Origin of the sequence: Curtobacterium sp. MEB011 (assembly GCF_030209655.1) — a bacterium.
GTDB lineage: Bacteria > Actinomycetota > Actinomycetes > Actinomycetales > Microbacteriaceae > Curtobacterium > Curtobacterium poinsettiae.
The window spans coordinates 88,818-108,864 of the sequence record NZ_JARVRN010000012.1 but is presented as its reverse complement, the minus strand read 5'-3'; the positions used below and the strand labels follow the sequence as shown (position 1 = coordinate 108,864).

The following is a 20,047-nucleotide window of genomic DNA, read 5'->3' as shown; positions in this document are numbered from 1 at the left end:
GCCCCACCAACGGCATGTCGTGACCACTCGGCGGGCCGACACGCCGCTCGGGCGCCGACCGCCCGCCGCCCGCGCCAGCCCCTAACGCGTCCGCTGCCGCTGCACCGACCCGGTGACGACGCCGATCGATCCCGTGACCGTCTGGATCGCCCGCCCGACGACCGGCACCGACGTCGTGACGACCGCGAGCGACGACGTGATGGCCTCGATGGACGAGGTCGACAGGTGCTCCTGCGCGTGCGAGTGCACCGGGAACCCACGGCGCGCCAGCACGACGACCCCGAGCGCCCCGACGAGCACCGCGGCGCCGGCGAACGGCAGGTACTGCAGCCCGACGATCCCGAGCGCCTGCCCGCCGAACGCCGCACCACCGGCGATGCCGATGTTGGACGCGCCGTTGACCAGTGCGCCGGCGATGTCGGGGGAGACGCCTCCGGCGCGGATCGCCGCGGCCATGAAGAGCGTGCCCGTGGTGCCGTTCGCGGCCATCCAGACGCCCGCGACGACCATCGTCCCGATCAGGGAGCCGTGCACGAACGGCATCGTCGCGAAGGCCACGGCCATCACGGCGACCGAGGCGATCAGGGTCTGCCGGGGCGCACGGTCCACGAACATGCCGGCGAGCCAGAGCCCGACGACACCGGTGCCACCGAGCACGAGCAGCGCCCCGCTGACCATGCCGGCGTCGAGCCCGGCGTCGATCGCGTACGGCCCGATGTAGGTGTAGACGACGTAGTGCCCGGCGAAGAGCAGCATGTCGGCGATCACGACGGACAGCAGCCCGGTGCGTGCCCAGGCCTTCGGTGATCCGATGTGCGGCGACGAGGCACCGCGGACGGCGGGCAGGAACAGCAGGGCGACGATCGCGAGTGCCGCTGCGGCGACCCCGACGGAGAACACGGCCTGGCGCCAGCCGATGTGCTGCGCGACCCAGGTCGCGAGGGGCACGCCGAGCACGAACCCGAGCGAGCTGCCGGAGTACACGAACGCGATCGCGCGGCCGGCCAGCCGCGGCGGCACGATCCGGGTGGCGTACGCCGAGGCGACCGAGAAGAACAGCGCGTGCGCGATGCCGCCGACGACGCGTCCAGCGCACACCACGGCGAAGGACGGGGCGAGCGCGACCATCAGGTTCGACACCGTGTAGCCGACGAGCGTGGCGACGAGCACGGTCTTGCGCGGCAGCTTCGCGGTGAACGCGGTGAGCGGCAGCGCGAGGATCGCGACGGCGGCGGCGTACACGGTGATGACGATGCCCATGGTGGCCTCGGTGACGCCGAGGTCGGCGCTCATCGTGCCGAGCAGCCCGACGGGCATGAGCTCGGTGGTGATGGCGAAGAACGTGGCCAGTCCGAGGACGGCGATGCCGACGATCGACTGGCTGGTGACGGTGATCGGCCGCGTGTGGGTCGACACGGCCGAGGTGGTGGTGTTGGTGGACACGCTGCTGACCTCCTCCGAGGCACGGTGGAGCGCGCGACGATGCCGATCGTTCTGACGGCGGTGACCTGGAGGGTCTGCGGGGCGCGCTCGCTGGCGGATGTGGATGATGTGGGTACGACTCCACGACGAGTGCGCTCATCCAGTGTTGCACGATGGAACGTCTCTCGCGAGGGCATCCAGCACATTTGTCGGAGCGCTCCAACGAAACACTCAGCTCCCGACCGCTCGCTCAGTACTCGTTCGTCACCCGACCCTGGACCCCACCGCCGCGCAGCTCGATCGTCAGCGTGCCGCTCCTAGACTGCGCCGACATCGACACTGAACCGTGCAACGCCGCCTGTCGCGGGAAGCACGCCGTCGACGACTCGATGCGGTCCGCCGTCGCCACCAGGCAGATCGTCGACCGGTCCGTCCCGATGCCGGCCCAGACGTTCCATGGGGTCTCGGCGGTCCCGCCGTCGAGCGCCCGGTTCGTGAAGACCAGTCGCGTCGTGTGCAGGCTCACGGGCGCCGCGACCGGCCCCGGCAGCTGGTCGGCGTACGTCTGCGGCACGTCGAGCAGCTGCTCGAGCGTCACCGTCCCCGCCGTCGGCGTGACGCTCGGCGCGGCTGCGACGTCGGGCTGCGCGGTCCCGACGAGCGTCCCGGCCGCGAACGCCACGCCCACCGCCGCCGCCGCGCCGCCCGCGATCCAGGCGCGTGGTCGCTCCGTCCACAGCCACCGACGCCACCGGGTGCGAGCGGTCGGCACGGCCTGGAGGCCCGGCTCGCCTCCGCCGTCACCCCGCGCCTCGTCGACGTGGTCGCCCCCACCGCCGTCGGTCGGCTCCGGCGCGTCGGCTGCAGCGGGCACGGCCGCCGCGCCGGCGGGCGCGGGTACAGAAGCCGGCACTGGCCCGGCCACGGGCCCTGGACTCGACCGCGCTGCGGACGGGGCCGACGTGCGGGCCGGTCCCGGGCCTCCCGGCAGTGGATCCCGTGCCGTCGCGACCGGGCGCCTGCGCGGTCGCCGTCCGCGCTCCAGGTCCTGCAGCGCGATCCGGGCGCGCGCCGCGTCCGCCGGGCTCGACCCTGCTCCCCAGGCGACGGCTTCGAGCCGTGCCCGTTCCGCTGCCACGTCGTCGTGGGCCATGCGCACTCCCGCTCTGCCGGTCGCGTGGACAGGTCCATCGTGGCACCGCCCGGCCGTGCGCGCGCACCCAGAACGAGGGAGTAGGCGTGGTGCATGAGCACCGACCCCACGCCGCAGCACGACGCCGACGCCGACGCCGAGACCCTCGAGCCGCTGAGCCACGACACCCAGTCCGGCGAGGCCGACTACGTGGCGACCAGCCCCGGCGGGACCGGCACGGAACGCCACGTGCCGACCGCCGACGAGGAACAGGGTCGCGGCACCGAGTACGACCCGGTCGACCAGGGCCCGCAGCAGGAGGGCCAGGGCGGCTAGCGGACCACCCGGCGCAGCACGGCGCGTTCCCCGTACGTCCAGGCCGCACTCGTCACGACGGAGAGCGCGGCGGCGAGCGGTGCGATCGCCGCGAACACGACCGTGACGAACGGCACGTACCGGCCGACGGCGACCGTCGCGGCGGCCCCGGGCGTGCCGGGCTCCGGCGCCGCCACCGGGTTCCAGTGCAGGTTCGACCGGCGGCTCAGCTCGACGACGACCGCGAGCACCGCCAACAACACCAGCACCACCCAGGCGTGCACCCACAGCGGCGACGTGAGCGTGACGATCAGGGAGTGCCCGAGCGGGACCCCGACGAAGGTGGCGTCCAGCAGGGCGTTCGCGGTGCCGCCGATCGAGGCGTGCGTGAACAGGGCGTAGACGAGCGACACCACGGGTGCCTGCGCGAGGACCGGCAGGCAGCCGGCCAGCGGCGAGACCTTCTCGTCGGTGTAGAGCTGCTGCATCGCCCGCTGCAGGCGCTGGGTGTCGCGGCCGTACCGCTCCCGGAGCGCCGCGAGCTGTGGCGCGAGACGCCGGCGGTCCCGTTCGGCCCGCACCTGCAGCACGGACAGCGGCACGAGCACCAGGCGGGAGGCGAGGGTGAGGAGCACGACGGCGATCGCCGCGGCGAACGAGCCGGCGACGGGGGACAGCGCCGCGGTGAGCGCGGCGACGAGGTCCGCGCCGCCGTGCAGCAGCGGGCCGACGAGGGGCAGGGTGGACAGGTCCATGACGGTTCCGATCGGTGGTGGGTCAGCGGGGTGCGCGTGCGGCCCGGCCACCGGTCGGTGGTCAGGCCGGGGTCGCGACCCCCGGTGCCCGCGAGCGGACGTGTCCGTCGGCGTCGGGGTGGCTCCACCCGATGCGGGTGACCAGGTCGGGCACGGCGGTCGGATCGGACATCGACGTCGATCCGACGCCGATGACGGCCGCCAGCACCGCGACGAGCAGGCGCGCGACCACCACGGTCACGGCGACCGCGGTCAGTCCGAGCGCCGCCACCGCCAGCAGGGGCAGGACCCCCGCGGCGGGGTCACCGAGCACCAGCGCGGCGGTGGCGCGGAGCACGAGCAGGACGGCGGTCATGGTCCGTTCAGCGTAACGCCCGCGTGCCGTCGAGGACCGGAAGGTGCGGCGGGGGAGGATCACGGCATGACCGCAGGTTCGCCGAGCACCCCAGCGACCGTCGCGCTCGAGGCGGCCGGGGTCCCGTACACGCCGCACGTGTACGAGCACCTCGAGAGCGCCACCAACTTCGGCGAAGAGGCTGCCGCCGCCCTCGGCCTCCGCGAGGAGCAGGTCTTCAAGACCCTGGTCGTCTCGGTCGACGGCGCACTGGCGGTGGCGATCGTGCCGGTAGCGAACCGGCTCGACCTCAAGGCCATCGCCGCGGCGGTCGGGGGCAAGAAGGCGACGTTGGCCGATCCCGCCCTCGCCGAGAAGCGCACGGGCTACGTGGTCGGCGGCATCAGTCCGGTCGGCCAGAAGACCCGGCTCCGCACCGTGCTCGACGAGTCAGCACTGTCGTACGCGAGCATCTTCGTGTCCGGCGGACGTCGCGGCTTCGACGTCGAGGTGGCGCCGACGGACCTCGCGCGCATCACCGAGGCGGTCTCCGCACCCATCGCGCGGACCTGAGTCGAGTCGCCGCAAGTTCATTCCGGAACCGGGAATGACACGGTCCCTCCTGCGTTGCATTGAGTCGAAGGCACTCAAGTTCCCAGGAGGTCCCTTTGCCAGAGACGTTCGGCCCGACCGGCGGCAACGACTCGTTCGACGAGTTCCTCGCCCGCCTGCTCGCGGCACAACGCACCGGTGACCAGCAGCGCGTCCGCGCGTTCGGTCGACCGGTCGACATCACCCGGCTGCTCAGCCGCCGGACCCACGAGCTGCTCCAGCACACCGCCGAGTTCGCGCTCGCGCAGGGGCAGCGCGAGATCGACGCACTGCACATCCTGCACGTGCTCGTCCGCACCGAACCGTTCGACGCCGTCGTGCGTTCTGCCGGGGTCGACCCCCAGCGCCTCGCCGACGAGATCGAGCAGCGCCTGCCGATGGCGCACGGACCGCTCGCCGAGCAGACCGGCAGCCCTGCACTCACCGGCACCGCCCAGCGCATCCTCGTCGAGGCGACGCAGGCCGCGCGGGGCTTCGGCAGCACCTACACCGACCCCGAGCACGTCTTCTTCGCGCTCGTGATGGACCAGGAGACCGTGACCGGCCAGCTGCTCGCCAGCGCCGGGATCACCCCGCAGGTCATGCAGGACTACGCCCAGCAGGCCGCGGCAGCAGCACGAGAGGGGCGCTCCATGCCAGGAACCGCTGCGACGACCGGAACGGCCGAGTCCGGTTCCGACAGCGACACCCCGACGCTCGACCGGTTCGGCACCGACCTGACCGAGCGCGCCCGTGACGGGCACGTCGACCCGGTGATCGGCCGCGCCGACGAGATCGAGCAGACCGTCGAGATCCTGCTCCGCCGCACCAAGAACAACCCGGTGCTGATCGGTGCGCCCGGCGTCGGCAAGACCGCGATCGTCGAGGGCCTCGCCCAGCGCATCGTCGACGGCGACGTCCCCGCCCTGCTGCAGGGCAAGCGGGTCGTCGCGCTCGACCTGCCCGGCATGCTCTCCGGCACCCGGTACCGCGGCGACTTCGAGGAGCGCCTCACCACGGCGATGGACGAGATCGCGGCGTACGCCGACGAGCTCATCGTCTTCGTCGACGAACTCCACACCGTCGTCGGCGCCGGTGGCGGCGGCGAGGGCGGCTCGATGGACGCCGGCAACATCCTCAAGCCCCGGCTCGCCCGCGGCGACCTGCACCTGGTCGGCGCGACGACGCTCGACGAGTACCGCCGGATCGAGAAGGACGCCGCGCTCGAGCGCCGGTTCCAGCCCGTCACGGTGGGGGAGCCGAACGTCGAGGACGCCGTCGCGATCCTGACCGGCCTCGCCCCGCGCTACGAGGAGCACCACGGCGTCGCCTACACGCCCGAGGCACTCCGCGCCGCGGTCGAGCTCTCGCACCGCTACGTGACCGACCGGCACCTGCCGGACAAGGCCATCGACCTCGTCGACCAGGCCGGTGCACGCCGCCGCCTCGCCCTGTCGGGCGACGTCGACGTCGAGGCACTGCGGGCCCAGGTCGCCGACCTGACCGCCCGCAAGGACAGCGCGGTCGCGGAGGAGCACTACGAGGAAGCGTCCGACCTGCGTGACGAGATCGTCGGACTGGAGGCCCGGATCACCGCCGCCTCGTCGGCGGACGCCAGCCAGACCTCCCGTCCGGAATCCGCGGACACGTCGATCACGGAAGCCGACATCGCCGCCGTGGTGTCCCGTGCCACCGGGATCCCGGTGACCCGACTCGGCTCGGCCGACAAGACGCGGCTCGCCGCGCTCGAGTCCGAGCTGCACGACCGCGTCGTCGGCCAGGACGACGCCGTGCGGGCGATCGCCAAGGCGGTTCGGCGCAGCCGGACCGGCATGGGCGACCCGCGTCGTCCGGTGGGCAGCTTCCTGTTCCTCGGACCGACCGGCGTCGGCAAGACCGAACTCGCGAAGGCCCTGGCGTCGTCGCTGTTCGGTGACGAGTCCGCCATGCTCCGCTTCGACATGAGCGAGTTCGGCGAACGCCACACCGTGTCGCGCCTGGTCGGTGCCCCTCCCGGGTACGTCGGCCACGACGAGGCCGGCCAGCTCACCGAGCGTGTCCGTCGCAACCCGTACTCGGTGATCCTGCTCGACGAGGTCGAGAAGGCCCACCCGGACGTCTTCAACCTGCTGCTGCAGGTGCTCGACGACGGCCGGCTCACCGACGGGCAGGGACGGACGGTCGACTTCCGGAACACCGTCGTCATCATGACGTCGAACATCGGCTCGGAGTTCCTGGCCTCCCGCTCGGGAGCGCTCGGGTTCTCCCCGGTCGGTGCCACGGACGGCTTCGCCGAGGACGACCTGCGGGCCCGCGTCATGGGCAAGCTGCGCGAGGCGATGCGGCCCGAGTTCATCAACCGCATCGACGAGATCGTGCTGTTCCGCAAGCTCGACCGGTCCCAGATCGCGTCGATCGTGTCCCTGCTGCTGCAGGACACGGCGCTCCGGCTGGTCGCACAGGACATGGTCCTGTCGGTGTCCGACGCCGCGGTCGCCTGGCTCGCCGAGCACGGGTACGAGCCGGAGTACGGCGCCCGTCCGCTCCGTCGGCTCATCCAGCGCGAGGTCGACGACCGCATCGCGACACTCGTGGTCGAGGGCGGGGTGACCGCGGGTGACACCGTGCGGATCGACGTCGAGGGTGACTCCCTGACGGCGAGCGTCGCGGAGCACGCCGCGGTCTAGTCCGCTCGCACGCACGCCGGAGGCCCGGTACCGATTCGGTACCGGGCCTCCGGCGTGCACCGTGCGTGCACCGTGCGTGCTCCGTGCGTGCTCCGTCACACGGTGCGAGGTTGCCCGCACCGTGCAGGCCTGCGATCCCGCACCGAGCGCGCAGGCTGCCACCGGTCCGCCGAAAGCGCACGGTGCAGCCGGCAGGCCCGTCTCCGGTGCACGACGGGAACTCTGCACGCAGCCGGCGAGTCGCCACGAGAACACGAACCTCGCACCGTGATCGGCCTGTTCGGGAATGCAATTCCAGACGTTTTCCGAAAAAGGGGTTGCGCTCCGATTTGCGGTGCCGATAGTGTTCACTCGTCGCGAACGGTCGAACATTCGACCCGGACCACTCCACCAGCTCGAGACCGAAAGGGGGCCGACCATGATGATCGCAACGACCACTCCGTTCCGCGGAATCCGTGGACGCGTCGGTTCCCCGTCCCGCGTCCGCTGACCCGGAGCGTCCCGCTCTCCTGACATCTGTGCCTCCGGGCACCCTGCGCTGAGCCGATCTGGCTCGTGCAGCACCGGTTCGTTCGTCCACCGAACGGCTCGACGGCACGTCGATGCGTCCCGTCCGATCTGTACGGACGACGCCGGAAGAATGTCGGTGGGCAGTGCGACGCTCTCGGTGTCGACGCGCATTCCGCGATCGTTGTCCGAACATTTCCGGACCATCCCGGAGTGCATTCTCACGCATTCAATTCTCGCTGCCCGCGATCCGGGCGGTTTCGTCATGCCCGACACCCGGGCAGCTCTGCCATGCCCTGAAGGGGATCACCGTGTCCACGAAGACCACCACCCGTCCACCCGATACCCGCGCGGTGCGCCGCCGGGTCTCACTCGCCGACCGCATCGCACTCCGCGTCGGGATGTCGCTCATCATCTGGAGCCGACGCACCCGCAAGGAGCGGCCCGAGGTCGACCTCGCCACGCTGGCCCGCCTCGAGCGGGAACGCCGACAGCGCGAGACCGACTGGATCACCCAGGGCGCCGCGATGCGGATGTGGCGCTGACCGCAGGCGCTGTCGCCAGCACTGTCGTCGGCACTGTCGTCGGCCTCACGCACGCACGGTGCGTCCTTCCGGAGCCCGTGCGGCCTGGACGGCTCGGTGCGAGGAAACAACCTCGCACCGAGCCACCTTCGGTGAACCGTCCGACGGAACCCGCACCGTGCAGCGAACGGTGGGGCCCGCACGAGGCGACCAGCCTCGCACCGTGCGCCGACGTGTCGGACGCAGCCCGGGCCTCCCGTACCGTTGGCGGGTGACCGAAACCGCAGCTGCACTCGTCGAACGCCTCACCGCCCTCGTGCCGGACTTCCCGAAGCCGGGGGTGCTTTTCCGCGACGTGACGCCGGTGTTCTCGGACGCCGTCGCCTTCGGTCGGGTGTGTGAAGCACTCGCGGCACCGTTCGCGGTCGGGGCCGGCTTCGACGCCGTCGCCGGCATCGAGGCCCGTGGCTTCGCACTGGCCGGGGGCATCGCCGCCCAGCACCAGGTCGGTGTGCTCACGGTGCGCAAGGCGGGCAAGCTCCCCGGCGAGGTCCTGAGCGAGCAGTACGCGCTCGAGTACGGCGAGGCCGAACTCGAACTGCGACCGGGTCAGCTGCCCGCAGGCACGCGGGTGCTCGTCGTCGACGACGTCCTGGCCACCGGGGGGACCGGAGCCGCGACCATCACGCTGCTCGAGCGCGCCGGCTACCAGGCGATCGGCTTCGCAGCGCTGCTCGAGCTCGACGGCCTGAACGGACGCGAGCGCCTCGAGCCGCGGCTGCCCGTCGCGACGCTCGGCTCCGTCCCGGCCTGAGCGCCGACGACCGAGCAGCGCCCGCGGCCGTCCGCACGCGAGCACGTCTCGCACTAGTCTTGACGCACCATTTCGATCGAGGAGTCCCATCATCGTGACCGAGTCAGTCGCACCCGCGCCCGCCGAGCTTCCCCAGGCACCCGAGCCCCGGACCGCGACGACGACCACGACCGGCACCGAGCTCTTCGACGGTGCGCGCGGCATCGTCGCCATCCGCGTCGACGGCGTCCTGAAGGACCTCGCGGCGGACGTGCAGGCCGGTGAGACCGCTGAGCCCGTCACCCTGCAGGAGCAGGACGGGCTCGACATCCTCCGCCACTCGGCCGCCCACGTGCTGGCGCAGGCCGTGCAGCAGATCAACCCGGACGCCAAGCTCGGCATCGGTCCGCCCGTCACCGACGGCTTCTACTACGACTTCGACGTCGCCGAGCCGTTCACCCCCGAAGACCTCAAGGCGATCGAGAAGGGCATGGACCGCATCGTCAAGCAGGCCCAGCGCTTCCGTCGCGTCGTCGTCACCGACGAGCAGGCACGCGAGCTGATGGCGGGGGAGCCGTACAAGCAGGAGCTCATCGGCCTCAAGGGCGCAGCGAGCGACGGCGACTCCGGCGAGAGCGTCGAGGTCGGTGCCGGCGAGCTGACGGTGTACGAGAACGTCGACCCGAAGTCGGGCGAGGTGCTGTGGCAGGACCTCTGCCGCGGCCCGCACGTCCCGCACACCCGTTGGATCGGCAACGCCGCGAAGCTCATGCGCGTCGCCGCTGCCTACTGGCGCGGCTCCGAGAAGAACCCGCAGCTGCAGCGCATCTACGGCACCGCCTGGCCCGACAAGGACCAGCTCAAGGCGTACCTGGTGCGCCTCGAAGAAGCCGCCAAGCGTGACCACCGCAAGCTCGGCGCCGAACTCGACCTGTTCTCGTTCCCCGACGAGATCGGTTCCGGCCTGGCGATCTTCCACCCGAAGGGCGGCATCATCCGCCGCGAGATGGAGGACTACTCGCGCCGTCGGCACGAGGAGAACGGCTACTCGTTCGTCTACACGCCCCACATCACCAAGGGCGACCTGTTCGAGACCTCCGGGCACCTCGGCTGGTACAAGGACGGCATGTTCCCGGCCATGCACATGGACGAGGCACGCGACGAGGACGGCAACGTCACCCGCCAGGGCGCCGACTACTACCTCAAGCCGATGAACTGCCCGATGCACATCCTGGCGTACCGGTCGCAGCCCCGCTCCTACCGCGACCTGCCGCTCCGGATGTTCGAGTTCGGCACGGTGTACCGCAACGAGAAGTCCGGCGTCATCCACGGCCTCACCCGCGTGCGCGGCCTGACCCAGGACGACGCGCACATCTTCACCACGCAGGAGAAGATGAAGGAGGAGCTGACCACGACCCTCGCGTTCGTGCTCTCGCTCCTGCGCGACTACGGCCTCGACGACTTCTACCTCGAGCTCTCCACGAAGGACCCGGAGAAGTACGTCGGTGACGACGAGGTCTGGGACGTCGCGACGGAGACCCTGCGCCAGGTCGCCGAGGAGTCCGGGCTCGAGCTCGTGCCGGACCCGGCGGGTGCGGCGTTCTACGGCCCGAAGATCTCCGTGCAGGCGCGTGACGCCATCGGCCGCACCTGGCAGATGTCGACCGTGCAGCTCGACTTCAACCTGCCCGAGAGGTTCGGCATCGACTACACCGCCGCCGACGGCTCGCGCCAGCGTCCGGTGATGATCCACCGCGCGCTGTTCGGTTCGATCGAGCGCTTCTTCGGTGTCCTCACCGAGCACTACGCGGGTGCGTTCCCGGCGTGGCTGTCGCCCGTCCAGGTCGTCGGCATCCCGGTCGCGTCCGAGTACGGCGACTACCTCGACGAGGTCATCGCGAAGCTCCGCACGCACGGCGTCCGCGCCGAGGTCGACCACTCGGACGACCGCATGCAGAAGAAGATCCGCACGCACACCAAGGCGAAGGTGCCGTTCCAGCTCATCGCCGGTGGCGACGACCGCGACGCCGGCGCCGTCAGTTTCCGCTTCCGCGACGGTCGCCAGGACAACGCGGTGCCCGTCGACGAGGCCGTGGACCGCATCCTCACCGCGATCCGCGAGCGCTCGCAGGTCTGATGACGGACCAGCGGGACCAGTCGGATCTGCCGGGAGGCCCGGATCGCCTCGCGGGGACCGGTCACGTCGACGACGTGGCCGGCTCCTCGGGCCCGCTCGGGTCCGGTGCCGCGGGTTCCGGTGCCGCGGGTTCCGGGTCCGACGACGATCCGCTCGTCATCCGGGACGCCGCGACCGGCGCGGCCGTCCCGGACGCCTTCCAGCGGCTGTGGAACCCGCACCGGATGGCGTACATCGACGCCGGCCGCGAGGGCCGGGGTCGCGGGCACGACGACGACTGCCCGTTCTGCGAAGCACCACGGAAGTCCGACGAGGACGCCCTGATCGTCGCCCGGGGTGAGCACGCCTACGTGCTGCTCAACCTGTTCCCGTACAACAACGGGCACCTGCTGGTCTGCCCGTACCGGCACGTCCCGCTCTACGACGAGGCGACGCCGGACGAACTGCGCGAGATCGGCGAGCTGACCCAGACCGCGATGCGGGTCCTGCGCGAGGTCTCGCACTGCGACGGCTTCAACATCGGCATGAACCAGGGCGAGGTCGCCGGCGCCGGGGTGGCCGCACACCTGCACCAGCACATCGTTCCGCGGTGGCAGTCCGACGCGAACTTCTTCCCGATCATCGCCCGGACGAAGTCGATGTCGCAGATGCTCGGCGAGACCCGTCGACTCGTCGCCGACGGGTGGCCCGGGGCGCACTAGACTGGTCGGCATCATGAGCGACAGCACCAGCACCTCCGGCACCCCTGGCACCTCGATCACCGGCTCCGACCGCGTCAAGCGCGGCCTGGCCGAGATGCTCAAGGGCGGCGTGATCATGGACGTCGTCGACGCCGAGCAGGCCCGCATCGCGGAAGAAGCCGGTGCGACCGCCGTCATGGCCCTCGAGCGCGTCCCCGCGGACATCCGCGCGCAGGGCGGCGTCGCCCGCATGTCCGACCCCTCGATGATCGAGGAGATCATCGCCGCGGTGTCGATCCCCGTCATGGCGAAGGCCCGCATCGGCCACTTCGTCGAGGCGCAGGTGCTGCAGGAGCTCGGCGTCGACTACATCGACGAGTCCGAGGTGCTGTCCCCGGCCGACTACGTGAACCACATCGACAAGTGGAAGTTCACCACCCCCTTCGTCTGTGGTGCCACCAACCTGGGCGAAGCGCTCCGCCGCATCACCGAGGGCGCAGCCATGATCCGCTCCAAGGGCGAGGCCGGCACGGGTGACGTGTCCGAGGCCACCAAGCACATCCGCACCATCACCAAGGAGATCGCGGCGCTCCGCAACCTGCGCGACGACGAGCTCTACGTCGCCGCCAAGGAGCTCCAGGCCCCGATTGACGTCGTGCAGGAAGTCGCCCGCACCGGCAAGCTCCCCGTCGTCCTGTTCACCGCCGGTGGTGTCGCCACCCCGGCCGACGCCGCGATGATGATGCAGCTCGGCGCCGACGGCGTGTTCGTCGGTTCCGGCATCTTCAAGTCCGGCGACCCGGCGGCCCGTGCCGCTGCGATCGTCAAGGCCACGACCTTCCACGACGACCCGAAGGTCATCGCCGAGGTCTCCCGAGGTCTGGGCGAGGCGATGGTCGGCATCAACGTCGCCGACGTCCCCGCACCGCACCGCCTCGCCGAGCGTGGCTGGTAGTCCGACGAGCGGTGCTCGGCCCCGCGTCGGGGTCCTGGCGCTGCAGGGTGACTTCCGGGAGCACATCGCCTCGCTGACCGAGCTCGGCGCCGACGTGGTGCCACTCCGTCGTCCGGAGGAGATCGAGACCCTCGACGGTGTCGTGATCCCCGGCGGCGAGTCGAGCGTGATGGACAAGCTGTCCCGCGCCTTCGGGGTCGCCGAGCCCCTCGCCGACGCGATCCGTGCCGGGCTTCCCACCTACGGCACCTGCGCCGGGATGATCATGCTGTCGTCGCGGATCACCGACGGCATCAGCGGGCAGCAGACCCTCGACGTGCTCGACACCACGGTGCGGCGCAACGCGTTCGGTGCGCAGAACGACTCGTTCGAGATCGACATCCCGATGCCCGACCTGGGCGAGGCACCGGTGCACGCGGTGTTCATCCGCGCCCCGGTGGTCGAGCAGCGCGGTGACGACGTCCACGTCCTCGGCGCCCTGCCGGACGGCCAGGTCGTCGCGGTGCAGCAGGGCAACGTCATCGCGAGTGCGTTCCACCCCGAGGTCGCTGGCGAGGACCGCTTCCACCGCCGGTTCCTGGACCTGGTCCGCACCGCCTGACCGCGGGAGCACGGCGACGCCGAGCACCGACCACCGAGCGAAGACCCCTGCCCGTCGGTCAGACGACGCCGAGTGCCGTCGCGACCTGCAGGCCGACGGCGCCCACCGCCCCGGTGGCGAACACGCCCGCGAGCACGGCATCCACCACGGCCCGCGGTCGGCGTCGTCCGTCGTCCGCGCGCAGGAGCTCCGCCGAGTACCGGAACACGAACACCCGCGCGGCGAGCAGGAGCGGTACCGACCAGGCTGCCCAGGTGGCGACGGACGGCGCCGACAGTGCGACGTGGAGCCAGGCGGCGAGGGCAGCCAGGCCCCCGAGGAGCGCTCCGGTCCGGTCGCTGTCGTCTTCTCTGCGGCGTCCCCGATCGGCGACCGGTCCGGCCCACAGCCCCGATCGCACCTGCGTCCGCCGCAGGGCGATCGTGATCGCGCTCCGCGCGGCCGACTCGAGCAGGAGGGCGACGGCGAGGACCGCGACGAGCGCGGCGGCAGCGTCGCCGCCCGGTGGCACGGTGCCGGTGAGCAGCACCACCGCGACGACGGTGCCGACGATCCAGGTGACGGCCGTCAGCACGAGGACGACCGGGACGAGCGGGATGCGGCGCACGGTCCGGCGGAGGAGGCCGCGGGGGAACGCCACGAACGAGCCCACCTCGACCACCAGCACCCAGAGGGCCCCGACTCCGGTCACGCCCCAGCCGAGCGTCTTCGTCACGACGTTCGCGCCGCCGCCCGCCGCGACGTGGGCGCCGAGGACCGAGGCGAGCAGCAGCCAGGTGACGACCGCCACCGGGATGGACACGAGGTTCCAGACCCCGTGGTCCACGCGGCGGAGGGCCTCCCACGACCTCGGGTGCTGCGCGAGCACCTGCGCCGCGTTGGCGACCCGCCCCGGCGCAGACAGCACCGATCCCGCCGCGAGCATCACCCACTCGTTGTTCGGATCGAGTTCGAGGGCGCGATCCAGTGCGGCGGTCGCCCGCGCCCGGTAGGTCTCGTCCGTCCAGGCCAGGGCACGGTAACAACCGGCGGCGTCAGCGAGGAGAACGGCGTCGTGCGGGGCCAGTTCGAGTGCCCGGTCGAGGGCGGCCGCGGCCCGCGGCACGTCGGCGAGGGGCCAGATCTGCTCCTCGGTGATGGTGCGCTTGGCCCGGGACCACCGGGCGTACGCGAAGGCCCAGAGCAGGTGCGCCTGCGCCCAGTCGGGGCTGCGTTCGAGCAGGCGGTCGGCGGCGCGCTTGGCCTCGACCCGCTCCTTGGTCTCGAGGAGTGCGTTGATCCGGGTCCACATCGCGCCGGCGTGCTCGGGGTCGATGGCCAGCGCGCGTTCCGCCGCGACCCGGCTGGACGCGTGGTCGTGCCGCGCCCGTTCGGCTCGGGCGAGGCTCGCCCAGAGCCGCACGTCGTCCGGTGCGTCGGCGACCGCCGCCGTGAGCACCGTCCTCGCCTCGTCGGGACGCCCGAACCCGAGCAGGGCGTCCGCGCGTTCGACGACGACGTCGACGGCGTCCACCATCAGAGCTCGCGCTCCTCGCGCAACCACTCGGCCATGTCGTCGTACTCGCCGCTGCTGTTCGAGTACTCGGCCACGTTCCGGGCGGCCTGCACCCAGGGGCCGATGGAGGGCTTGACCTCCTTGAGGGCGTCGCGCAGGTCGGGCATCCGCACCGGTCGCACGGCACCGGACCGGATCGAGTCGGTCATCGCCTTCTCGGCAGCGGTCGTGACGAGGTGCTCGAGGTCGGCGCCGGAGAACCCACGGGTCCGTCGGACGAGGTCCTGGAGGTCGATGCCCTCGATCGGACGCTTCTGCAGGTGTCCTCGGAGGATCGCCTCACGGGCGTCCTCGTCCGGTGGGCGGACCAGGACCATCCGGTCGAACCGGCCCGGGCGCTTCAGCGCGGCGTCGACGTCCCACGGGTGGTTCGTCGCGGCGAGCACGTAGACGCCGTCGTTCTGCGAGTCGACGCCGTCCATCTCGACGAGGAGCTGGTTCACCACGTTCCGGAACGACGACGACGTGTTGCCGCTGCGCTTCCCGCCGATCGCGTCCATCTCGTCGAAGAACAGCACCGCGGGGGCGTGGCGCCGTGCCTCACGGAAGACGCGGTGCACGTTCTTCTCGCTCTCGCCGATGAACTTGTCGAGCACGTCCGTCAGCGTCACGGACAGGAAGTGCGCACCGAGCTCGCCGGCGATCGCGCGGGCCAGGAACGTCTTGCCGCACCCGGGCGGCCCGTACAGGAGCAGGCCCCCGCGGAGCTGCTTGCCGAACGCGGCCGCGATCTCCGGGTGCGCCATCGGCTGCAGGAAGGACTCGTCGATCCGGCGCTTCACGGCCTCGAGGCCACCGACGTCGGCGAGTCGGACGGTCTCGCGCCGGACCTCGACCACGGGGTCGGCGTCCTCGGGCACGGCTGCGACCGTCTCGCCGTCCTCGGTCACCGCCCGCTCGAGGAACGGCGCTTCGGTCGGGTCGGCGATCGACCGCTCCAGCGCCGACCAGTCGATCCCGTCGCCGTGCGTCGGCGTCGCCGGGGCCGCCGTCGGCTCGCCGCTGCCGTCCTCGCCCCCGCCGTCCTCGCCGCTCCCGTCCTCGCCGGGGCTCTGCGGACCGACAGCTGGTGAGGCCGCGGCGGCGAGGGCGGACGCCCGCACGATCCCGGCGGCCTGCTCGTCGTCCGGTGCCTGCTGCAGCACGGTGCTCGCCTGCTCGATCGCCTCGCCGTGCCGCCCGGCGTCGGCGAGCAGTTCGGCGTACCGCAGGCGCAGCGCGCGGTCCTCGGGCAGCGCGGTGACGGCCGCGGCGAGTGCGGACAACGGATCGGTCATGCGTCCCCCCCCTGGTGGTTCGTTCCCTGCCGGACCATCGTAGGGCGGTGGACGCGACCGCCCACCGGATCCGCGCCGGCATGACGGAGCCGCGCCGTGCCTCCAGGCCGGTGGACGGCCCGTGGGCCGCTAAACTGAGCGGGACTTTCCGCAATACGCAAGGAGAACCGTGTCCGGGCATTCCAAGTGGGCAACGACCAAGCACAAGAAGGCCGTCATCGACCAGCGCCGTGCCAAGTCGTTCGCCAAGCTGATCAAGAACATCGAGGTCGCCGCGAAGATGGGCGGTGCCGACATGTCCGGCAACCCGACCCTGGTCGACGCCGTGCAGAAGGCGAAGAAGACCTCGGTCCCCAACGACAACATCGACCGCGCCGTCAAGCGCGGTGCGGGTCTCACGGGCGAGACCATCGAGTACACGACGATCATGTACGAGGGCTACGGCCCGAACGGCGTCGCGATGCTGATCGAGTGCCTCACGGACAACAAGAACCGTGCGGCGGCCGAGGTCCGGACCGCGATGTCGCGCAACGGCGGCACCATGGCCGACCCGGGCAGCGTCGCCTACAACTTCTCGCGCAAGGGCGTCATCTCGGTCACGAAGACCGACGGCCTGGACGAGGACACCGTGATGACCGCGGTGCTGGACGCCGGCGTCGAGGACGTCATCGACCAGGGCGGTGGCTTCGAGATCATCACCGAGGCGAGCGACCTGGTCGCAGCCCGCACGGCGCTGCAGGACGCCGGGATCGACTACGACTCCGCCGACGCCGAGTTCGTGCCCGGCCTGAAGGTCCCGGTCGACGCCGAGACCGCCCGCAAGGTGTTCCGTCTGATCGACGCGCTCGAGGACTCGGACGACGTGCAGAACGTCTACTCGAACTTCGACATCCCCGCGGACGTCCAGGCCGAGCTCGACGAGGACGAGGGCGAGTAGCCGTGCTCCGTGTGCTCGGGGTGGACCCCGGGCTCACCCGGTGCGGCGTCGGCGTCGTCGAGGTCGCACCGAACCGGCGCGCACGACTCGTCCACGTGACGGTCGTGCGCACCCCGCCGGACATGCCGCTCGAGCAGCGGCTGCTCCGGATCGCCGACGGCATCGCCGCCGAGATCGACGAGCACCACCCCGACGCGGTCGCGGTCGAGCGGGTGTTCGCGCAGGCGAACGTCCGCACGGTGATGGGCACCGCGCAGGCGGCCGGCCTGGCGCTGCACGCCGCGGCGGCCCGCGGCCTGCCCGTCGGGCTGCACACCCCGTCCGAGGTCAAGGCCGCCGTCACCGGCTACGGCAACGCCGACAAGCGGCAGGTCCAGACGATGATCGCGCGCGTGCTCGGACTCGACGAGGCCCCGAAGCCGGCCGACGCCGCCGATGCGCTCGCGTTGGCCGTGTGCCATGCCTGGAGGCTCGGATCACCCGACGCCGCCGGCTCGCGTGCCACGAACCTCACCCCGGCACAGCGTGCCTGGCGGGACGCCCAGGGCGGCACCACCGACTCGCCGCTCGCCCGCGCGGCCGCAGCCGCGGCCCGCCCGCAGCGTGGCAGGTCCGCGTCGTCGGTGGGCGGCCCTAGGCTCGGAGCATGATCGCGAGTCTCCGGGGCACCTGCATCGACATCGCCGGCTCGGCCGTGGTGGTCGAGGTCGGGGGAGTCGGGTACGCCGTCACCGTGACCCCTGCGCACGCACTGACCATGCGCCACGGGTCCGAGGTGTTCGTGCGGACCGCGATGATCGTGCGCGAAGACGAGCACCTGCTCTTCGGCTTCGAGTCGACCGACGCGTTGCAGGTGTTCGACCTGCTCCGCGGGGTGTCCGGCGTCGGCCCGAAGTCCGCGATGGGCGTCCTGGCCCACATGGACCCGGCGCAGATCGCGAACGCCGTCGCGAACGAGGACGACGGCGCGTTCCGCAAGGTCTCCGGCATCGGCCCGAAGACCGCCAAGCTCATCATCGTCGCGCTCTCCGGCAAGCTCGTGGCCTTCGAACAGGCCGCCGTCGTCGCCGCGGCGCGAGGGACGGCAGTGCACCCCGCAGCGGTCGACGTCGTCTCGGCGCTCATCGGCCTCGGCTGGCGCGAAGACGCTGCACAGGCCGCCGTCGACGACGCCGTCGCCAACGAGCCAGGCGCCGCCGCGATGGGCACCCAGGCGCTGCTCCGCGCCGCACTCGGCGCCCTGCGACCCGCGGCAGCCGGCCGATGAGCGGCATCACGTCCGCCGGTGCCGAGTCGCAGGAGGAACTCGCGTTCGAAGGCGCGCTCCGTCCGCGCTCGCTCGACGAGTTCGTCGGGCAGCGCAAGGTCCGCGGGCAACTCGACCTGCTCCTCAAGGCCGCCGGCATGCAGGAGCGCACGCCCGACCACATCCTGATGGCGGGTCCTCCCGGCCTCGGCAAGACCACGCTCGCGATGATCGTCGCGCACGAGACGGGGCGCCCGCTGCGGATGTCGAGCGGCCCGGCGATCCAGCACGCCGGTGACCTGGCGGCCGTGCTCTCGTCGCTCGTCCCCGGCGAGGTCCTGTTCATCGACGAGATCCACCGGATGGCCCGCTCGGCAGAAGAGATGCTCTACCTGGCGATGGAGGACTTCCGCATCGACGTGATGGTGGGCAAGGGCGCGGGTGCCACGAGCATCCCGCTCGACCTCGCGCCCTTCACGCTCGTCGGGGCCACCACCCGGGCCGGCCTGCTGCCGAACCCGCTGCGGGACCGCTTCGGGTTCACCGCCCACCTGGAGTTCTACGAGAAGGACGAGCTCGAACAGGTCCTGATCCGCGCGGCGCACCTGCTCGAGCTCGACATCGACCGGACCGCCCTGCGCGAGATCGCCGGGCGTTCCCGCGGCACCCCGCGCATCGCGAACCGCCTGCTCCGTCGAGTGCGCGACTACGCGCTCGTGCACCGCACCACCGACGGCATGGCGGCGGTCAAGGGCGCCCTCGACCTGTACGACGTCGACGAACTCGGGCTCGACCGGCTCGACCGCGCCGTGGTCGAGACCATGCTGACCCGGTTCGACGGCGGACCGGTCGGTCTGAACACCCTCGCCGTCTCCGTCGGCGAGGAGTCCGAGACGATCGAGTCGGTCGTCGAACCGTTCCTGGTCCGGGTCGGTCTCGTGACCCGCACGCCCCGTGGGCGCATCGCCACACCACGTGCCTGGCGGCACCTCGGCCTCACCCCGGGGCAGGCCGACGGCGGGCAGCCGGGGCTCTTCGACGACCCGGACACCGACGACTGAACGCCGATCAGTCGAGTGACATGCCACGGACACCGGCGTGCCCTAGACTGCTACGGCCCGAAACCGAGCAACCAGAGAAGGCAACGCATCATGGGTCAAGAAGTCATCCTCATCGTCATCGTCGTGGCGTTCGCAGCCTTCATGTTCTACAACAGCCGCAAGCGCAAGAAGCAGCAGGCCGAGCTCGTGGACAAGATGGTCCCCGGCGCCAAGGTCATGCTGTCCTTCGGCCTGTACGGCACGCTCCTCTCCGTGAACGAGGAGAAGGTCACCGCTGACGTCGAGATCGCACCGGGGACCGTCGTCACCGTGCACCGTCAGACCCTGTCGCGCGTCGTCGACGACAACGCGTCGGACGTCGAGACCACCACGACCACCGAGGACGAGCCGAAGCCCGTGGCCGAACTCAACGGTGAGCCGGTCTACGGCGAGCGTGCCGACGAGACCGACGCCACGAAGCGCAAGTCCGACGACTGACGCCCTCGGCCGCCGGGTCGTCTGATCCGGCGGCTTCCTCTTGCCGTCGCACGGTGTGCCG

General features: G+C 71.6%; 20 protein-coding genes. 14 read left to right on the top strand and 6 right to left on the bottom strand.

Annotation, left to right across the window (positions count from 1 at the left end):
- Window positions 1-81: 81 nt before the first annotated feature.
- Together QRN30_RS15325 and QRN30_RS15320 are read right to left on the bottom strand one after the other, a co-directional pair.
- Window positions 82-1,443 (bottom strand): MFS transporter, encoded by a 1,362-nt coding sequence (locus QRN30_RS15325; protein ID WP_156463749.1) that lies wholly within the window; start codon window positions 1,441-1,443, stop codon window positions 82-84.
- Window positions 1,444-1,672: 229 nt separating this feature from the next.
- A complete protein-coding gene (locus QRN30_RS15320; protein ID WP_017887372.1) occupies window positions 1,673-2,296 on the bottom strand; it encodes a hypothetical protein in 624 nt (207 codons plus the stop codon).
- A gap of 372 nt (window positions 2,297-2,668) precedes the next feature.
- On the opposite strand from QRN30_RS15320, the gene QRN30_RS15315 reads away from it, so the two are divergent.
- A complete protein-coding gene (locus QRN30_RS15315) occupies window positions 2,669-2,890 on the top strand; it encodes a hypothetical protein (RefSeq protein ID WP_042537189.1) in 222 nt (73 codons plus the stop codon).
- Here the strand turns inward: QRN30_RS15315 and QRN30_RS15310 are convergent.
- Window positions 2,887-3,624, bottom strand: coding sequence for a YidC/Oxa1 family membrane protein insertase (locus tag QRN30_RS15310; protein ID WP_284761309.1), 738 nt, complete (start codon window positions 3,622-3,624; stop codon window positions 2,887-2,889). The genes QRN30_RS15315 and QRN30_RS15310 overlap by 4 nt on opposite strands.
- A 61-nt stretch (window positions 3,625-3,685) precedes the next feature.
- The gene (locus QRN30_RS15305) at window positions 3,686-3,979 is read right to left on the bottom strand and encodes a DUF6412 domain-containing protein (RefSeq protein ID WP_194590922.1); all 294 of its coding nucleotides are present in this window, start codon (window positions 3,977-3,979) and stop codon (window positions 3,686-3,688) included.
- Between the two features lie 66 nt (window positions 3,980-4,045).
- On the opposite strand from QRN30_RS15305, the gene ybaK reads away from it, so the two are divergent.
- The 8 genes from ybaK (at window position 4,046) to pdxT (ending at window position 13,433) form a co-directional block, all read left to right on the top strand.
- Entirely contained in the window at window positions 4,046-4,531 is a 486-nt protein-coding gene (ybaK, locus tag QRN30_RS15300) for a Cys-tRNA(Pro) deacylase (protein ID WP_284761307.1), read from the top strand.
- A 95-nt stretch (window positions 4,532-4,626) separates the two neighbouring features.
- The gene (locus QRN30_RS15295; protein WP_284761305.1) at window positions 4,627-7,236 is read left to right on the top strand and encodes an ATP-dependent Clp protease ATP-binding subunit; all 2,610 of its coding nucleotides are present in this window, start codon (window positions 4,627-4,629) and stop codon (window positions 7,234-7,236) included.
- Window positions 7,237-8,054: 818 nt separating this feature from the next.
- Window positions 8,055-8,288, top strand: coding sequence for a hypothetical protein (locus tag QRN30_RS15290; RefSeq protein WP_156155268.1), 234 nt, complete (start codon window positions 8,055-8,057; stop codon window positions 8,286-8,288).
- Between the two features lie 250 nt (window positions 8,289-8,538).
- A complete protein-coding gene (locus QRN30_RS15285; protein WP_284761303.1) occupies window positions 8,539-9,081 on the top strand; it encodes an adenine phosphoribosyltransferase in 543 nt (180 codons plus the stop codon).
- A 94-nt stretch (window positions 9,082-9,175) separates the two neighbouring features.
- On the top strand, window positions 9,176-11,197 hold the full coding sequence (gene thrS, locus QRN30_RS15280) for a threonine--tRNA ligase (RefSeq protein ID WP_502869542.1): 2,022 nt from the start codon (window positions 9,176-9,178) through the stop codon (window positions 11,195-11,197).
- Window positions 11,197-11,898, top strand: a complete 702-nt coding sequence (locus tag QRN30_RS15275) for an HIT family protein (protein WP_228500334.1) — start codon at window positions 11,197-11,199, stop codon at window positions 11,896-11,898. The genes thrS and QRN30_RS15275 overlap by 1 nt, the downstream gene beginning before the upstream one ends.
- Window positions 11,899-11,911: 13 nt before the next feature.
- Window positions 11,912-12,832, top strand: coding sequence for a pyridoxal 5'-phosphate synthase lyase subunit PdxS (gene pdxS, locus QRN30_RS15270; RefSeq protein WP_017887361.1), 921 nt, complete (start codon window positions 11,912-11,914; stop codon window positions 12,830-12,832).
- The gene (pdxT, locus tag QRN30_RS15265) at window positions 12,822-13,433 is read left to right on the top strand and encodes a pyridoxal 5'-phosphate synthase glutaminase subunit PdxT (protein ID WP_017887360.1); all 612 of its coding nucleotides are present in this window, start codon (window positions 12,822-12,824) and stop codon (window positions 13,431-13,433) included. Before pdxS ends, pdxT begins: the two co-directional genes overlap by 11 nt.
- A 58-nt stretch (window positions 13,434-13,491) precedes the next feature.
- Here the strand turns inward: pdxT and QRN30_RS15260 are convergent, their stop codons facing one another.
- Window positions 13,492-14,949, bottom strand: coding sequence for a tetratricopeptide repeat protein (locus tag QRN30_RS15260; protein WP_284761302.1), 1,458 nt, complete (start codon window positions 14,947-14,949; stop codon window positions 13,492-13,494).
- Window positions 14,949-16,265 (bottom strand): AAA family ATPase, encoded by a 1,317-nt coding sequence (locus QRN30_RS15255; protein WP_056068651.1) that lies wholly within the window; start codon window positions 16,263-16,265, stop codon window positions 14,949-14,951. Before QRN30_RS15255 ends, QRN30_RS15260 begins: the two co-directional genes overlap by 1 nt.
- A gap of 169 nt (window positions 16,266-16,434) precedes the next feature.
- Between QRN30_RS15255 and QRN30_RS15250 the strand changes: the two genes are divergently transcribed.
- The 5 genes from QRN30_RS15250 to QRN30_RS15230 all read left to right on the top strand — a co-directional run bounded on the left by QRN30_RS15250 (window position 16,435) and on the right by QRN30_RS15230 (window position 19,986).
- Window positions 16,435-17,202 (top strand): YebC/PmpR family DNA-binding transcriptional regulator, encoded by a 768-nt coding sequence (locus QRN30_RS15250; RefSeq protein ID WP_017887357.1) that lies wholly within the window; start codon window positions 16,435-16,437, stop codon window positions 17,200-17,202.
- Window positions 17,203-17,204: 2 nt separating this feature from the next.
- Window positions 17,205-17,852, top strand: a complete 648-nt coding sequence (gene ruvC / locus QRN30_RS15245) for a crossover junction endodeoxyribonuclease RuvC (RefSeq protein WP_017887356.1) — start codon at window positions 17,205-17,207, stop codon at window positions 17,850-17,852.
- A complete protein-coding gene (ruvA, locus tag QRN30_RS15240) occupies window positions 17,849-18,469 on the top strand; it encodes a Holliday junction branch migration protein RuvA (protein ID WP_017887355.1) in 621 nt (206 codons plus the stop codon). The genes ruvC and ruvA overlap by 4 nt, the downstream gene beginning before the upstream one ends.
- Complete coding sequence (ruvB, locus tag QRN30_RS15235; protein ID WP_214533018.1) at window positions 18,466-19,509, top strand: Holliday junction branch migration DNA helicase RuvB; 1,044 nt, start codon at window positions 18,466-18,468, stop codon at window positions 19,507-19,509. Before ruvA ends, ruvB begins: the two co-directional genes overlap by 4 nt.
- Before the next feature lie 90 nt (window positions 19,510-19,599).
- A complete protein-coding gene (locus QRN30_RS15230) occupies window positions 19,600-19,986 on the top strand; it encodes a preprotein translocase subunit YajC (RefSeq protein WP_071250717.1) in 387 nt (128 codons plus the stop codon).
- Window positions 19,987-20,047 lie beyond the last annotated feature (61 nt).

Excerpts from the sequence above, each read along its gene's own strand:
- ruvB (WP_214533018.1), top strand. The coding sequence starts at position 18,466 with ATGAGCGGCATCACGTCCGCCGGTGCCGAGTCGCAGGAGGAACTCGCG.
- ruvA (WP_017887355.1), top strand. The coding sequence starts at position 17,849 with ATGATCGCGAGTCTCCGGGGCACCTGCATCGACATCGCCGGCTCGGCC.
- QRN30_RS15310 (WP_284761309.1), bottom strand. The coding sequence starts at position 3,624 with ATGGACCTGTCCACCCTGCCCCTCGTCGGCCCGCTGCTGCACGGCGGC.
- pdxS (WP_017887361.1), top strand. The coding sequence starts at position 11,912 with ATGAGCGACAGCACCAGCACCTCCGGCACCCCTGGCACCTCGATCACC.
- QRN30_RS15255 (WP_056068651.1), bottom strand. The coding sequence starts at position 16,265 with ATGACCGATCCGTTGTCCGCACTCGCCGCGGCCGTCACCGCGCTGCCC.
- QRN30_RS15230 (WP_071250717.1), top strand. The coding sequence starts at position 19,600 with ATGGGTCAAGAAGTCATCCTCATCGTCATCGTCGTGGCGTTCGCAGCC.
- QRN30_RS15260 (WP_284761302.1), bottom strand. The coding sequence starts at position 14,949 with ATGGTGGACGCCGTCGACGTCGTCGTCGAACGCGCGGACGCCCTGCTC.
- QRN30_RS15315 (WP_042537189.1), top strand. The coding sequence starts at position 2,669 with ATGAGCACCGACCCCACGCCGCAGCACGACGCCGACGCCGACGCCGAG.
- QRN30_RS15305 (WP_194590922.1), bottom strand. The coding sequence starts at position 3,979 with ATGACCGCCGTCCTGCTCGTGCTCCGCGCCACCGCCGCGCTGGTGCTC.
- QRN30_RS15275 (WP_228500334.1), top strand. The coding sequence starts at position 11,197 with ATGACGGACCAGCGGGACCAGTCGGATCTGCCGGGAGGCCCGGATCGC.
- ybaK (WP_284761307.1), top strand. The coding sequence starts at position 4,046 with ATGACCGCAGGTTCGCCGAGCACCCCAGCGACCGTCGCGCTCGAGGCG.